Source organism: Aurantimicrobium photophilum, assembly GCF_003194085.1.
Taxonomy (GTDB): domain Bacteria; phylum Actinomycetota; class Actinomycetes; order Actinomycetales; family Microbacteriaceae; genus Aurantimicrobium; species Aurantimicrobium photophilum.
The window spans coordinates 74,245-89,146 of the sequence record NZ_CP023994.1; the positions used below are offsets into that span (position 1 = coordinate 74,245).

Genomic DNA, 14,902 nt, shown 5'->3' on the forward strand with positions numbered 1-14,902 from the left:
TTGGGGAAAATTATGTGGTTACTAAAAGTAACTCAAGTAACTCATAGTATCTTAGAGTTTCAGGAAACCAATCACACTTCGCAGGAGGTGAACACATGAGCCAGGACATGCTGAGCTTGAAAGAGCGCATTAATAGTGTCGATAAAGACGCCTTCTTCTCTGTGCTCTCTCACATCGGTGACAAGTGGAGCCTGGTATTGCTGGGAATGTTGAACATGCGCCCAATGCGATACACCGAGCTGGCTGACCGTATTCCCAAAATCTCCCGACGAATGCTCACCGTGACACTGCGCCAGCTAGAACGAGATGGACTCGTTGAACGGAAAGTTCACTCAGGAAGTCAGCCCTGGTTTGAGTACGACCTCACAGAGCTCGGACGGACTTTGATCGTTCCCGTGAAGGCCCTTGCTGACTGGGCACTCGACAATATCGAACTCATCATTGAAAACCGAGATTCCTATGACGCGGAGAACACGGGTTCGTGAGTACACGAGCAGTAATCGCTCTGGCCCTTCCACTAGCTTTGGCACTTTCTGGGTGTGCCGGGACTGCCGAACCAATGGTGAAGGCTACAGCGACGCACTCGGTGACGCCTACCCCAACACCGACACCGACACCAACTCCCACACCGACCTATAACCTGGTCGATCCTGGGTCCATCACTGTGGTGGTGAATAAGCATCGCCCACTGAACCCTCTGAATTATGAAGCCGGGGACCTGGTTCTTCCCGGCGTTATTGGAAACCCCAACTCACGACTACTCCGAGTTGACGCGGCAACTGCTCTGGAACAGCTTGCAACCGATGCTTCAGCAGCGGGCATCTGGATGACCATCCTCAGCGGCTATCGCAGCTATGTCACTCAGGAGCAGACCTACAACAACTTTGTGGCACGCGACGGTGAAGAGCGGGCCAATCAATACTCGGCCAAGCCTGGCCACTCAGAGCACCAGACCGGTTTTGCCGTGGATCTCGATGACGGCAGTGGCTGTGCTTTGTATAACTGCTTTGCGGACACTGCAGCAGGACAGTGGCTAGCGGCCAATGCTTGGCAATACGGATTCGTCCTTCGCTACCCGCTCGGCTCTGAAGCCATCACGGGTTATGAATTCGAACCATGGCATTACCGTTATGTCGGCACAGAAGTGTCCACCGCAATGCACAACAACGGCATAGCCACCCTCGAGGAATTCTTTGGTCTCGAGCCAGCACCGACTTACTAAGCCTTCAGAGCAGCGTCCACAATCTTCTTGGCTTCCGCCTGCACGAGCTTGAGGTGCTCAGGACCCTTGAAGGATTCTGCGTAGATCTTGTAGACGTCTTCGGTACCTGACGGCCGGGCGGCAAACCAGGCAAACTCTGTTTCCACCTTCACGCCACCAATGGCTTCGCCATTGCCGGGTGCGTGAGAAAGCTTGGCAATGATGGGATCGCCCGCCAGCTCGGTTGCGGTGATGTCATCACCGCTGAGTTTGCCGAGGCGAGCCTTAGCTTCGCGATCCGCTGCGGCATCCACGCGGGCATAGGCCGGGTCACCAAAACGCACGGTTAATTCTTTATAGAGAACCGACGGAGTCTTGCCAGTGACGGCAATGATCTCTGCTGCCAGCAGGGCAAGAATGATGCCGTCCTTGTCGGTGGTCCAGACAGTACCGTCCTTGCGTAAGAACGAAGCTCCTGCGCTTTCTTCCCCACCGAACCCGACAGAGCCATCAACAAGTCCTGGAACAAACCACTTGAAGCCCACGGGAACTTCCCACAACACGCGGCCCATGCCATCTGCCACGAAGTTGATCATGGAACTGGAAACCAGGGTCTTACCAATGCGGGCGTCTTGACGCCAGCCGGGACGGTTGGCAAACAAATACTCAATAGCTACTGCCAAGAAGTGGTTGGGGTTCATCAGACCTGCATCGGGAGTGACGATGCCGTGGCGATCAGCATCGGCATCATTACCGGTGAGCACGTCGAAGTCGTTGCGCTTAGAAATGAGCGAGGCCATGGCGTTGGGGCTGGACGGATCCATGCGGATCTTCTCGTCCCAGTCCAGGGTCATGAATGACCAAGCAGGGTCAACCTCGGGATTCACCACGGTGAGGTTCAGGTTGTAACGGTCCTTGATGGCAGCCCAGTACGCAACCGATGCTCCACCAAGAGGATCAGCACCGATACGCACGCCTGACTCGGCGATGGCCTTCATGTCGATGACGTTTTCAAGGTCGGCAACATAGTGCTCGAGGAAGTCATACTCCTCGATCAGCCCTTCAGGGTTGGTGCGCTTCACATCAACGAGACCTGCTTCAATCAGCTCGTTAGCTCGTGCCGCAATCCAGTTGGTGGCGGAGCCATCTGCAGGACCACCGTGAGGAGGGTTGTATTTGAAGCCACCATCCTGGGGCGGGTTGTGGCTGGGGGTGACGACGATGCCGTCGGCTTCATCAGCGTGAGAGCCATTGTTATAGGCGAGGATTGCGTGGGACACCGCAGGAGTTGGCGTGAAGCCATCACGAGAATCCTTGAGGGTGCGCACGCCGTTCGCCGCGAGGACCTCGAGAGCAGTTTCTTGAGCGGGACGGCTCAAGCCGTGCGTATCGGCACCAATAAACAAAGGACCGGTGATGCCCTGCAGGGCACGGTATTCCACAATCGCCTGAGTGGTGGCGAGGATGTGCTGTTCGTTGAACGCGGCATTGAGCGATGAGCCGCGGTGGCCACTGGTGCCGAAGACGACGCGCTGCTCGGGCACGCTCATATCCGGGGTGAGGTCGTAATACGCCTTCACGAGGGCATCAATATCGATGAGGTCGGAAGGGAGGGCCTGGGTTCCTGCGCGGTTAGTCACAAGCCAAGTTTGCCAGTCCCGGTAGCATTTGAGACATGGGTTCTTCAGAAAAAGTAACGACGGCACCGGCATATAGCTATTTAGGCCCTGCCGGCACCTTTACTGAAGCTGCCCTGGCACAGGTCCCTGAAGCTGCGGGAAAGACCTGGCATTCGGTCAATAACGTGGGCGAAGCACTCGCCGATGTTGTTTCTGGCCGCTCGGTTGCCGCCATGATTGCGATAGAAAACTCGGTCGAAGGCGGCGTCACCGCTACCCAGGACGCCCTTGCCAACATTCCTAACCTGCGCATTATTGGTGAATACCTGGTTCCTGTTGAGTTCGAACTCGTCGCTCGAAAAGGAACCACCCTGGCAGAGGTGAACATCGTCAACGCTCACCCCGTTGCCTATGCACAGTGCCGCGGCTGGTTAGAGAAGAGCATTCCTCACCACGGCCACATTCCTTCTTCGAGCAATGTGGCAGCAGCGGCTAGCCTGCTGGAAAACGACACCGCAGATGCGGCGATTGCTCCAGCTGGTATTGCCCGTCACTATGACGTAGAGGTTCTCGCCTCCGGCATCGCCGACAACCCCAATGCAGTGACCCGCTTTGTTCTGGTGAGCAAAACTAAAGAACTTCCTGCACCGACTGGCTCAGACAAGACCAGCTTGATTGTAGAACTGCCTGATGACCGCTCTGGTGCCCTGCTGGAGATGCTCGAGCAGTTCGCCACCCGTGGTGTGAACCTCTCCCTGATTCAGTCACGCCCTATCGGTGATGAGTTCGGACGCTACCGCTTCGTTATTGATGCAGAAGGCCACGCTCGGGACGAGCGTGTGGCCGATGCACTCCTTGGTTTGCGCCGTTTCAGCCCCAAGGTCATCTTCTTGGGTTCCTACCCTCGTGCGGACAAGGTCACCACTGAGCACTCCAAGCGCTATGCCGATGGCATCTTCACAGACGCACGCGCTTGGCTTGCGGAGATACTCGGCGACTAGTCACCGTAAACTGGGCATGTGATTGACCCAGTATTGCTTCGCGAAAACCCAGACGTTATTCGAGCCTCTCAGGTGGCTCGTGGATCTGACCCAGGCCTCGTTGACGTTGCCTTGCAGGCAGATGCAGACCGTCGTGCTGCGCTGGCCGCGTTCGAAGAGCTGCGCGCAGAACAGAACGTGTTCAGCAAGAAGGTCGGTCAGGCACAGGGTGACGAGAAGAAGGCACTCCTTGCTGAGGTTGCCGAGCTCGCTGCGAAGGTCAAGGAAGCTAACGCTGCAGCAACTGCTGCTGATGAGGCCTACACCGAAGCTGCCCGCAAAATTCAGAACCCCATCATTGAAGGCATTCCTTCCGGTGGTGAAGACAACTTTGTCACGTTGCGTGAAGTGGGAACTGTCCCCACCTTCGACTTCGAGCCCAAGGATCACCTGGAACTGGGTGAAAGCCTCGGCGCTATCGACATGACTCGTGGCACCAAGGTTTCTGGCGCCCGCTTCTATTTCCTGCGCGGTATTGGTGCACGCCTCGAGCTTGCCCTGATGAACTTGGCACTCGATCGTGCCCTTGAAGCAGGCTTCGTTCCCCTGATTACCCCTACCCTGGTTCGTCCCGACATCATGCAGGGCACCGGATTCTTGGGCGAGCACTCAGACGAGATCTACTACCTCCCCGCAGATGATCTGTATTTGACCGGCACCAGTGAGGTCGCGCTCGCCGGCTACCACGCCGACGAAATCATTGACCTCACCGACGGCCCACTGCGTTATGCCGGCTGGTCCACCTGCTACCGCCGCGAAGCCGGATCCAGCGGAAAAGACACCCGCGGCATCATCCGCGTACACCAGTTCAACAAGCTGGAAATGTTTGTCTACACAACACCCGAAGAGGCTGAGGCAGAACACGACCGCCTTGTTGCCTGGCAGGAAGGAATGCTCCAGTCACTCGGTCTGGCATATCGCGTGATCGATGTTGCTGCGGGTGACCTGGGCTCCAGTGCTGCACGCAAGTTCGACATCGAAGCCTGGGTTCCCACTCAGGGCGCGTTCCGTGAACTCACCAGCACCTCAAACTGCACGACCTACCAGTCGCGTCGCCTGGAAACTCGTTACCGCACAGAAAGTGGCAAGACCGCCCCGGTTGCCACCCTCAACGGAACCCTGGCCACCACGCGCTGGTTGGTTGCCATCCTGGAAACTCACCAGCAGGCGGATGGCTCGGTCATCATTCCTGAAGCCCTTCGCCCCTACCTTGGTGGCATGTCCGTGATCACTCCGGTGGGCTCCTAAGTGTCAGTTGTTGCGCCTGAAGATCGATGGCTTGTTGCCCTCGATGTTGATGGCACCCTGCTGACTCATCGCGGAGATGTTGCACCGGAAGTAGTCGATGCAGTTCGTGCTGCTGCGCAGCGCGGCCACGAAGTGATGTTGGCAACCGGCCGCTCACTTGTGGAGACCATTCCGGTTCTTCGACAGCTCGATATCTGGCCTGAGTATGTGGTGTGTTCCAACGGTGCCATGCTGCTCAAGCGCGATGCGTTAGCCGAGGATGGCTACATCAAGCACTACATCGAAACCTTTAATCCGGAGAAGGTACTCAAGCTCATCAAGGGACACCTTCCTGACGGGAAGTATGCCGTGGAAGATGAGCACGGAAACTACTACTTCACCGAACCCCTTCCCGGAGTAGATCCCACCCTGATGGCACATCAGGTCGATTTTGAGGGCTTACTCAATCTGCAAGCAACCCGCGTTGTGGTGGTTTCCCCTGATCACGACACCGAAGACTTCCTGCAGGTTGTCGAACGCATCGGCCTCAAGCAGGTCAGCTACTCCATTGGCTGGGCAGCATGGCTGGATATTGCTCCCGAAGGAGTATCTAAGGCTTCTGCTTTGGAGAAGGTGCGCGAAGCACTCGACTTCCCTCGCTCACGCCTCTTTGCTGCCGGAGATGGCAACAATGACATTCAGATGATTGAGTGGGCGGCAGAACTCGGCCGTGGCGTTGCCATGGGCAACGCGGAGCCTGAAATCAAGGCCGTTGCGAATGAAGTCTGCGGAGAAGTACAGGACTTGGGCCTCCTTGAGGCATTGAATAAACTGCCTTAATCCACAACTCAGGGCTCTCACAGGAACCTCTGGAACGCTTATCTGAGCAGTTCGGGTAGACTCATCAAGTTGTTTTCTTTACGAAGACAACAAGGAGGGCTGTCCGAGCGGCCGATGGAGCTGGTCTTGAAAACCAGTGTGCAGCAATGCATCGTGGGTTCGAATCCCACGCCCTCCGCCATAGAGTTTCATTTCCGCCGATGTCAGGGGAGCAGATGAGCGAAGAGAAGGCTTCACGCCAACGCCGCATTCGCTCTGCTCGTGCTGTCATTCGTCACGGTCGAGTTGCACCCGTCAAGGGATCGCGCACCGTTCTCGGTTTCATCGCTGCAGGACTTTCCGTCGTGCTCGTTGCGACCCTGTCCATCGCGGGTATTGCTTTCTGGGACATCACCCGCAGCGCAAATGCAGGTGTTGCCCTGGCAAACGATCAGAAAATCCCCGACATTGGTGCCATCGAAGGTGGCGTGAACTTCCTGCTGGTAGGTAGCGACTCTCGTGAAGGCACCGACGCCAACGTCTTCGATGCTGACCCCGGCAGCACCCTCAACGACGTCAACATTCTTCTTCACATCTCTGCAGACCACACCAATGCAACCGTGGTCTCGATTCCTCGTGACTTGGTTGTGCGCTACCCCGAGTGCCCCGACGCTGATGGCGACGGCTATGGCGGCGGTGGCTGGACTGGTCCCATTAACGGCTCACTCAACGAAGGCGGACTTCCTTGTGTTGTTCTCACCGTTGAAGAGCTCACCGGCCTGAGCATTCCGTTCGCTGCCATGATTCAGTTCAATGGCGTGATCGAAATGGCTAACGCAGTTGGCGGTGTCGAAGTCTGTGTTGCTGAGCCCATCGAAGACGAATACACACAAACCTTCCTCGACGCTGGAATGCACACCCTGTCCGGCCTCCAAGCTCTTCAGTTCCTCCGCACACGCCACGGCGTCGGTGACGGTAGCGACCTCGGCCGCATCAGCAACCAGCAGGTTTTCTTGTCTTCACTCGTGCGCAAGCTCAAGAGTGCACAGACGCTGACCAACCCTGTTGCTCTTTTCGGTCTGGCTAAAGCAGCCATCTCGAACATGACGTTGTCGAACAGCTTGAACAGCCTTGACACCATGGTGTCGATTGCGATGGCTCTCAAGGACATCCCACTCGAGAACATTGTCTTTGTTCAATACCCTGGCTCAACCGGGGGTGCAGGGGTGTATGCCGGCAAGGTTCAACCGAACCAGGCAGAAGCTGACGCGCTTTTCGCAGCCATCCTTGCCGACCAGCCTATTGGCCTCAGTGGAACAACCGGTAATGGTTCTGTAGCTGACCCCGAAGCAGAAGCAAAGGCAGCTGCTGCAGCAGAAGCAGCAGCTAAAGCTGCTGCAAAAGCAGCCAAGGCTTCACCAACTCCTTCCGCCTCATCTTCGTCGAGCGCGACAGCAGCACCAGCTACCACTCCTGCACCTGAGGTTGCCGTCCTTCCCGAGACCGTCAATGGTCAAACAGCAGGTCAATACACCTGCTCTGCCGGCCGCACGCTCAACGAGCAATAAGACTTCGATTATTCCCGGCGAAATCCTCCGGGTATGATTGCTGAGGTACTTCTGCTTGCAGAAATACATGGAGACGTCGCATAGTTCGGCCTAGTGCACCACCCTGCTAAGGTGGAGTCCTCGTAAGGGGACCGCGGGTTCAAATCCCGCCGTCTCCGCCACGATCTTCGCCCCGTTACGGGGCGATTTTCGGTTAAACCTTAAACTTTTTCTTGAACCTTTGCGGCTTCTCCCGTATAGTCAAGAGGTCGGCTCTTGACACTGCACAGTGGTGCAGATGGGTTTGTAAGTCAGGTGGGCCGGTTCCCCAACAATTCTGTTGGTGATAGTCACTCAATGTGAATCGGTCCCGGCCAAAGACTGCCCGGGTTCTTTCCAGCGCGTTTGTGCGCTGTTTTGCTTTGAATCCAACCCAGGAAATGTCATGCCTAAGAACAAGAAACCTGCCGGCGGTCGCCCGGCAAAGAACTTCGAACCCCGCTACGGCGCCAAGAAGACCGGCGGTCCTTCCGCTGGTTCTCGCAGCCCAGGACACCGCGGCTTCCGCGCAGAACCTGCAGAGGCTCCTCGCAAGAACCGCTGGAACAGCGAAGACCGCGACGCACGTCGCAGTGCCCCCGCTGGCGAGCGTCCCGCTTACGGCGACCGCGCACCTCGTGGTGACCGTAGCGAGCGCCCTGCTTACAACCGTGGTGAGCGCTCCGAACGCCCATCGTATGGAGACCGCACGGAGCGTCCTCGTTACGAGCGTTCTGAGCGTCCCGCATACGGAGACCGTGCTCCACGTGGAGACCGTCCTTCCTACGGTGACCGTAACGAGCGCCCCGCGTATAACCGCGGTGAGCGTTCTGAGCGTCCCGCATTCAACCGTGGTGGGGATCGCCCAGCATACGGTGACCGCACTGAGCGTCCTCGCTACGACCGCGATGCACCACGTGGCGAGCGCCCCTCCTACGGAGATCGTGCTCCTCGCGGTGACCGTAATGAACGTCCTGCTTACAACCGTGGAGAGCGTTCCGAACGTCCTTCCTACGGTGAGCGTTCTGAGCGTCCTCGCTTTGACCGCGATGCACGTGGCGGCGACCGTCCCTCGTATGGTGACCGTAACGAACGTCCTGCATATAACCGAGGAGAGCGTTCTGAGCGCCCTTCCTATGGAGACCGCAACGACCGTCCCGCACGTAACTTTGGCGGAGACCGTCCTCGTTACAACAAGGACGAAGCCCCTCGTCGTTCAGCATCTGACTTCTACCCTGCAAAGGACGAGAAGGCACGCTTCACTCCTGAGGAGGATGTCGTACTTGAGCGCCTCGAAGCACAGGCAACCACTGCTGCAGATGTTGATGGCGTGAGCTTTGCTGACCTCGGTCTTGGTGACAACATTTGCCGCCAGCTGGCATCGATGGGTGCAGCGTCACCGTTCGCCATCCAGGCTGCAACCATTCCTGACGTTCTTGCCGGCAAGGATGTTCTCGGCCGCGGAAAGACCGGATCGGGCAAGACCATTGCCTTCGGTTCACCTGTTGTTGAGCGCCTGATGGAGAACAACGGTGGCAAGGACCGCAAGCAGGGACGTGCACCTCGTGCTCTGATTATGGCTCCCACCCGTGAGCTCGCTATGCAGATTGATCGCACAGTGCAGCCCATCGCTCGCTCGGTTGGTCTCTTCACCACCACCATCTTCGGTGGTGTTCCTCAGCACAAGCAGGTGATGAGCCTGCGCCGTGGCGTGGACATCATCATTGCGACCCCCGGTCGTCTGGAAGACCTCGTTGAGCAGGGTCACATCGACCTTTCTCACATCACCATCACGGTGCTGGATGAGGCTGACCACATGTGCGACTTGGGCTTCCTCGAGCCAGTGCAGCGCATCCTGCGTGCCACCAAGGCTGATGGACAGCGTCTGCTGTTCTCGGCAACCTTGGACAAGGGTGTTGCCGCTATCGTGAAGGAATTCCTCAAGGATCCTGCAGTGCACGAAGTTGCCGGTGAAGACCAGGCGTCTTCCACCATTGACCACCGTGTCTTGGTTGTAGAGCACCGCGACAAGCCTTTCGTCATCGAGCAGCTTGCTTCTCGTGAAGGAAAGACTCTGATCTTTGCTCGCACACGCGCCTATGCAGAGCAGCTTGCTGACCAGCTCGAGGATGCAGGAATTCCTGCAACCAGCCTGCACGGTGACCTCAACCAGTCACGTCGTACTCGTAACCTGCAGCTGCTCACCAGTGGTCGCGTGAACGTGCTCGTGGCAACAGACGTTGCTGCTCGCGGTATTCACGTCGACGACATTGACCTGGTCATCCAGGCTGATGCACCAGATGAGTACAAGACCTACATGCACCGCTCCGGTCGTACCGGTCGTGCGGGAAAGCAGGGAACGGTGGTCACCATCATTCCTCGCACCCGCCAGCGTCGTATGAACGAACTCTTGGGCCGCGCAGAAATCTCTGCAGAGATGATTCCTGCTCAGCCAGGTGACGAGCTGCTCGACCAGCTCGCGTCATCGGCTGTCTAAGTCTGAAACAAAGAAGAGCCGCACCCCTTTGGGGTGCGGCTCTTCTTGTGTAAAGAGTTACTAGCTCAGAGCCAGCATGCCTGCAGCAGCTAATGCCAGGACCATACCCAAGAGTTGGAGCTTGGTGATCTTCTCGCGAAGTACCACAGCAGCCAAGATGATGGTTCCTGCCGGATACATCGCGGTGAGAACAGACATCACGCTGAGGTTTCCTGTCTGGATACCAAAGAGAAGCAGGGCATTTCCGGTCGCATCGAGGATTCCACAGCCCAGCGCCAGCAGGATGCCGTTCTTGTAATCAAGAACACCTTTGTCGCCCACAACCAGATCAGCTCGTGGCTTACCGTCGCGGCCAAAGTAGCCACGTTTGTGTGCCCAGCGAATCAAAGCCATGCCGCCGACGGCACTGAACATGATGGTGATATTGACGAAGCGGTTGAATACGAGCGGGTAGACACCGGCTCCTTGCGGAACCTGATCCATCACGATGAGGAAGAGGCCAATCAAGATGCCCGAAACTGACGCAAAGATGATTCCGCGCAGACGTGGCTTGACGGCTTCTTTTTCTGGAGTGAATGCCACGAACACAATGGCAATGGCGCCAATTCCAAGAGCAAGATAGCCAAACCATGCCAAGGTTTCGCCCGCAATAAAGATTGCCCACAGCACGGGGAAGATCGCTGAGATGAGGGCGCCGAGCGGAGAGAGAATACTCATCGGGCCAATGGCCAGTGCTGCATACAGCAACAAGATGGCAAGAGAGCCACAGACGCCTGAAATAAGTCCCCAGAACACTGTTTCTGGGGTGACTTCACCAGGAACAAACAGGTTCAGGCCAAACAAGACAAATAAGCCCACCACACCAGCAACACCTGTTGCGAGGAATGCGCCCATGCGCTTTGAGGCCATTCCGCCCAGGAAGTCGCCGCTACCAAAGACAAGGGCGCCAGAGAGGCCAAAGAGGACGGTGAGCATTGTTCCAGCCTAAGTGTTTCCTGAGAGCCACGGTGCGTAAACAACAAACAAAACACAGGCTTGCGCCCTGTTGGTTGTAGAAGCTCCACACCCATGTTGCTGAGTGTCGTTGCTTACGGTGCAATAAGTCTGGAGTTGTAGATATTCACCTCGAAAGGTTCCACACCATGTCAGTCATCGACAAAATGGAGACAGAAAACGAGTCAGCAACCGTTGACCGTCAGTTTCTGGAACGCTTTTTGCTCGGTAAATGGGCAGATATCCGCCTCGCTTCGCGTGAACTAGCCGGACGCCCTGAGATGCAGGGCATTCCCGGTCTTACCAAGGACGAACACCGCGCACGCGTTCTGGAACAGCTCAAACTGCTGGTGCAAAACGGACAGGTCAATCTCTCCTTCCCTGTTGAGTTTGGTGGCAAAGCAGATCACGGTGGAAATCTCGCCGCTTTCCAGGAACTGGTAGTTGCTGATCCCTCTATGCAGATCAAGTCAGGTGTGCAGTGGGGACTCTTCGCTGCAGCAATCCTGCACTTAGGCACCAAGCCACACCACGAACTCTGGTTGCCTTCGGCCATCACTCTCGAAACCCCCGGCGTCTATGCCATGACCGAAACCGGTCACGGCTCGGACGTGTCCTCGATTGCCACCACGGCAACTTATGACGAAGAAACTCAGGACTGGGTAATCAATACACCGTTCCGCGGCGCATGGAAGGACTACCTCGGCAACGCGGCCCTGCACGGCAAAGCAGCCGTTGTCTTTGCCCAGCTCATTACCAAGGGCGTGAACCACGGCGTTCACGCGTTCTATGTTCCGCTGCGCGACCACGACGGTAACTTCTTCCCCGGTATTGGCGGCGAAGACGATGGTCTCAAGGGTGGTTTGAACGGCATCGATAATGGTCGTCTGCACTTCTCCAATGTTCGGGTTCCCCGAACCAATCTGCTCAACCGTTACGGCGATGTTGCTGAAGACGGAACCTACACCTCTCCCATCGCCAGCCCCGGTCGACGCTTCTTCACGATGTTGGGAACGCTGGTGCAAGGCCGCGTCTCCCTGGATGGGGCTGCGGTCAATGCCTCCAAGCTCGCACTGCAGATTGCGGTGACCTATGGCAATGAACGCCGCCAGTTCGGACAGGCCGGACAGTCTGAAACAGTTCTGATGGACTATCAGCGTCACCAGCGCCGACTGATTCCGCTCATTGCCACGACTTATGCTCAGGCCTTCTCTCAAGAAGTCCTTCTCGAGAAGTTTGATTCCGTCTTCAGTGGCGCTGATGACACTGATGACAACCGTCAAGATCTTGAAACCCTGGCCGCAGCGCTCAAACCATTGTCGACCTGGCATGCTCTGAACACCTTGCAGGAAGCACGCGAAGCATGTGGAGGTCAGGGTTTCCTGGCAGAGAATAGATTGACAGCACTTCGTGCTGACATGGACATCTATGTCACCTTCGAAGGAGACAACAATGTCCTCTTACAGCTCGTAGCCAAACGTCTACTCACCGACTACAGCCGCAAGTTCAAGGATGCAGACACCGGAACGCTTGCCCGCCTCATGATGGAGCAGGTTACCGAGCGAGCTGTGACCGGCTCAGGTTTGCGCCGCCTCGGCCAGAACGTGCACGACCGCGGATCAACAGCACGCGCTGTCAATGAACTGCGTGATCCTGAGGTGCAGCGCGATCTACTCACCGATCGCGTCGAAACCATCATCGCGGAAATCGCTCTCGATCTGCGTGACGCTAAAAAGTCCGGAACTGAAGCAGAGGTCTTCAACCAGAAGCAGAGCCAACTCATCGAGGCAGCATCTGCTCACGGACACTTATTGCAGTGGGAAGCCTTCACTGACGCCCTCTCCCGCATCGAAGACGAAGGGACCAAACAGGTGCTGACCTGGGTCCGCGACCTCTTCGGACTTCACACCATTGAGAAGAACCTGTCGTGGTATCTGATTAAGGGACGCCTCTCAGCACAGCGTGCTGAGGCGGTGACCGCCTATGTTGATCGGTTGATTACGCGTTTGCGCACACACGCTCAGGACCTCGTTGACTCTTTTGGTTATGGACCCGAGCACCTGCGCGCAGAGATTGCCACTGGCATCGAGGGCATTCGCCAAGAAGAAGCACGTCACCACTACGAGAAGCTCGCAGCCAGCGGCACCGCACCCGTTCCCGAAAAACATTAGACACACCTCGCCTCCAAGCACGAAAGAGCCGGCCCCCTGGGGAGCCGGCTCTTTCGGTTAAGCGTGTTCTCACTAGATGACGTGAGCGTCTCCACCTTCGTGAATCTTCTCCACTTCAACCTTGCGGGTTGCTCCGAGTGAAAGGGTGGCGAGGAAGCCCAGTCCCAGGAATCCTGCTGCAGCAAATGCACCATAGCGAGTTCCATCAGAGATGGCGACCTTTGCCGCCGTTGCGATGGGCTGCGTCTCAGGGTTTTGCTCGAGGCCGATAATCGCTCCACCAGCACTGTCAACGACAGAGTCAACAACTTGAGTGACCTGAGCTGCAGGAAGCTTCTCATCGGTAAGTTTTTGAGTGAGCTCAACCTGGACGGAGGTGAACAAGATTGTTCCCAGCACAGCAATACCGAGCGCCGAGCCAAGCTGGCGAGCAGTGCTCTGCGTTCCTGAAGCCTGACCAGATTCCTGAACAGGAACATCCTTGAGAACGACGTTGGTCAGCTGCGCAGTCGCCAACCCCACACCCATTCCGTAGACGAAGAGCCATGGAACAACGTTGATCCAGGTTGCTGTGGGGCTGATGGCAAAACCAACACCGGCAACACCGACAATTTCAAGCAAGATACCGAGGCGAACCATGTCAACAGGAGAGACCTTGCCAGAGAGTCCACCGGCAAGACCGGAAGCTACGAATGCTCCACCTGCGAGGCCCAGCAGAACGAAACCGGTCTGGAGAGCGTCATAACCGATAACGAACTGCAGCCATAGTGGCAGAGACAAGATGATGCCGAATTCACCCAACGCAATGACCATCGCTGCGATGTTTCCGTTGCGGAAAGAGGCAATGCCGAACAGTTTGAAGGCGATGAGAGCTGGTTTGCCCTTCTTCAGGCGAGCAGCACCGTGGGTAATGAATAGTGTCGTTGCAAGTACAAAGACCAAGAACATCACAGGAATGATGGAAACCTTGCCAGGCCAGGTCCAATCACCAACGGTGAAGGGCTTGTTGACTTCCCACCAGCCGTAGGTGCGACCTTCGATGAGACCGAAGACCAGGGTCGACATGGCGATGACTGAGTAAACCGCGCCCATCCAGTCGATGCGTCCAGTGTTTAAGTCTTCCTTGGATTCAGGAACGGTGAGCAACGCACCAATGATGATGATGATGCCGATAGGGATGTTGATTCCGAAAGCCCAGCGCCATGAGTAGTCCGTGGTGAGCCAGCCACCGAGAAGGGGGCCAACGGCCACCATTCCACCAATGGTGGAACCCCAGACTGCGAATGCGATACCGCGCTCTTTGCCCTGGAAGTTGGCGTTCACGAGAGACAAGGTGGTGGGCAGAACCATCGCGCCACCGAAGCCCTGGAGCACACGTGCTGCGATGAGCAGGTTGCCATCTTCGGAGAATCCAGCAATCACCGAGGAGATAACGAAGATCGTCATACCGATAATGAGCAGGCGGCGACGGCCGAAGCGGTCAGACAGTGCACCGAATACCAAGATCAGTGCAGCAAAGACGAGAGTGTAAGACTCCTGGACCCACTGCACCTGGGTGCTGGTGATTCCGAGGTCTTCAATGATTGAAGGAATCGACACATTGATAATGGTCGAGTCGACGATGATGAGGGAGACAGAAAGGCTGATAAACAGCAGGCCGAACCAGCGTGTGCGTGGAGAAGTCATTGTTTCAATCTACTCTCGACAGCACGAAAGACCGTGGCCTGAATAGACTTCTTCACACCACGT

Annotated in this window: 11 protein-coding genes and 2 tRNA genes; 10 read left to right on the forward strand and 3 right to left on the reverse strand. The window is 56.7% G+C overall.

Annotated features, from left to right (window positions below; all coding sequences use genetic code 11):
• Positions 1-95: 95 nt before the first annotated feature.
• Complete coding sequence (locus AURMO_RS00390; protein WP_239406838.1) at positions 96-485, forward strand: winged helix-turn-helix transcriptional regulator; 390 nt, start codon at positions 96-98, stop codon at positions 483-485.
• On the forward strand, positions 482-1,222 hold the full coding sequence (locus AURMO_RS00395; protein ID WP_239406839.1) for a M15 family metallopeptidase: 741 nt from the start codon (positions 482-484) through the stop codon (positions 1,220-1,222). Before AURMO_RS00390 ends, AURMO_RS00395 begins: the two co-directional genes overlap by 4 nt.
• On the opposite strand, the gene pgm is transcribed toward AURMO_RS00395, so the two are convergent.
• Positions 1,219-2,841 (reverse strand): phosphoglucomutase (alpha-D-glucose-1,6-bisphosphate-dependent), encoded by a 1,623-nt coding sequence (gene pgm / locus AURMO_RS00400; RefSeq protein WP_110232637.1) that lies wholly within the window; start codon positions 2,839-2,841, stop codon positions 1,219-1,221. The genes AURMO_RS00395 and pgm overlap by 4 nt on opposite strands.
• 35 nt (positions 2,842-2,876) lie before the next feature.
• On the opposite strand from pgm, the gene pheA reads away from it, so the two are divergent.
• The 7 genes from pheA (at position 2,877) to AURMO_RS00435 (ending at position 9,989) form a co-directional block, all read left to right on the forward strand.
• Entirely contained in the window at positions 2,877-3,821 is a 945-nt protein-coding gene (pheA, locus tag AURMO_RS00405) for a prephenate dehydratase (RefSeq protein WP_110232638.1), read from the forward strand.
• 18 nt (positions 3,822-3,839) lie between these two features.
• Positions 3,840-5,108 carry a serine--tRNA ligase gene (serS, locus tag AURMO_RS00410; protein WP_110232639.1) on the forward strand — a complete coding sequence of 423 codons (1,269 nt, stop codon included), beginning with the start codon at positions 3,840-3,842 and terminating at the stop codon, positions 5,106-5,108.
• A complete protein-coding gene (locus AURMO_RS00415; protein WP_110232640.1) occupies positions 5,109-5,927 on the forward strand; it encodes an HAD family hydrolase in 819 nt (272 codons plus the stop codon). It abuts the gene before it with no gap.
• A gap of 93 nt (positions 5,928-6,020) precedes the next feature.
• Positions 6,021-6,108: transfer RNA gene (locus AURMO_RS00420), tRNA-Ser, on the forward strand.
• A gap of 34 nt (positions 6,109-6,142) precedes the next feature.
• The gene (locus tag AURMO_RS00425; RefSeq protein ID WP_110232641.1) at positions 6,143-7,474 is read left to right on the forward strand and encodes an LCP family protein; all 1,332 of its coding nucleotides are present in this window, start codon (positions 6,143-6,145) and stop codon (positions 7,472-7,474) included.
• A gap of 69 nt (positions 7,475-7,543) precedes the next feature.
• Positions 7,544-7,635: transfer RNA gene (locus AURMO_RS00430), tRNA-Ser, on the forward strand.
• A gap of 263 nt (positions 7,636-7,898) precedes the next feature.
• Positions 7,899-9,989 carry a DEAD/DEAH box helicase gene (locus tag AURMO_RS00435; RefSeq protein WP_110232642.1) on the forward strand — a complete coding sequence of 697 codons (2,091 nt, stop codon included), beginning with the start codon at positions 7,899-7,901 and terminating at the stop codon, positions 9,987-9,989.
• A 60-nt stretch (positions 9,990-10,049) separates the two neighbouring features.
• Here the strand turns inward: AURMO_RS00435 and AURMO_RS00440 are convergent, their stop codons facing one another.
• Positions 10,050-10,964 (reverse strand): EamA family transporter, encoded by a 915-nt coding sequence (locus AURMO_RS00440; RefSeq protein ID WP_110232643.1) that lies wholly within the window; start codon positions 10,962-10,964, stop codon positions 10,050-10,052.
• Positions 10,965-11,131: 167 nt separating this feature from the next.
• On the opposite strand from AURMO_RS00440, the gene AURMO_RS00445 reads away from it, so the two are divergent.
• Positions 11,132-13,153 carry an acyl-CoA dehydrogenase family protein gene (locus tag AURMO_RS00445; RefSeq protein WP_110232644.1) on the forward strand — a complete coding sequence of 674 codons (2,022 nt, stop codon included), beginning with the start codon at positions 11,132-11,134 and terminating at the stop codon, positions 13,151-13,153.
• Between the two features lie 72 nt (positions 13,154-13,225).
• On the opposite strand, the gene AURMO_RS00450 is transcribed toward AURMO_RS00445, so the two are convergent.
• A complete protein-coding gene (locus tag AURMO_RS00450) occupies positions 13,226-14,839 on the reverse strand; it encodes a DHA2 family efflux MFS transporter permease subunit (RefSeq protein WP_110232645.1) in 1,614 nt (537 codons plus the stop codon).
• Positions 14,840-14,902: the final 63 nt, after the last annotated feature.

Excerpts from the sequence above, each read along its gene's own strand:
- AURMO_RS00450 (WP_110232645.1), bottom strand. The coding sequence starts at position 14,839 with ATGACTTCTCCACGCACACGCTGGTTCGGCCTGCTGTTTATCAGCCTT.
- AURMO_RS00440 (WP_110232643.1), bottom strand. The coding sequence starts at position 10,964 with ATGCTCACCGTCCTCTTTGGCCTCTCTGGCGCCCTTGTCTTTGGTAGC.
- AURMO_RS00445 (WP_110232644.1), top strand. The coding sequence starts at position 11,132 with ATGTCAGTCATCGACAAAATGGAGACAGAAAACGAGTCAGCAACCGTT.
- AURMO_RS00425 (WP_110232641.1), top strand. The coding sequence starts at position 6,143 with ATGAGCGAAGAGAAGGCTTCACGCCAACGCCGCATTCGCTCTGCTCGT.
- AURMO_RS00390 (WP_239406838.1), top strand. The coding sequence starts at position 96 with ATGAGCCAGGACATGCTGAGCTTGAAAGAGCGCATTAATAGTGTCGAT.
- AURMO_RS00435 (WP_110232642.1), top strand. The coding sequence starts at position 7,899 with ATGCCTAAGAACAAGAAACCTGCCGGCGGTCGCCCGGCAAAGAACTTC.
- pheA (WP_110232638.1), top strand. The coding sequence starts at position 2,877 with ATGGGTTCTTCAGAAAAAGTAACGACGGCACCGGCATATAGCTATTTA.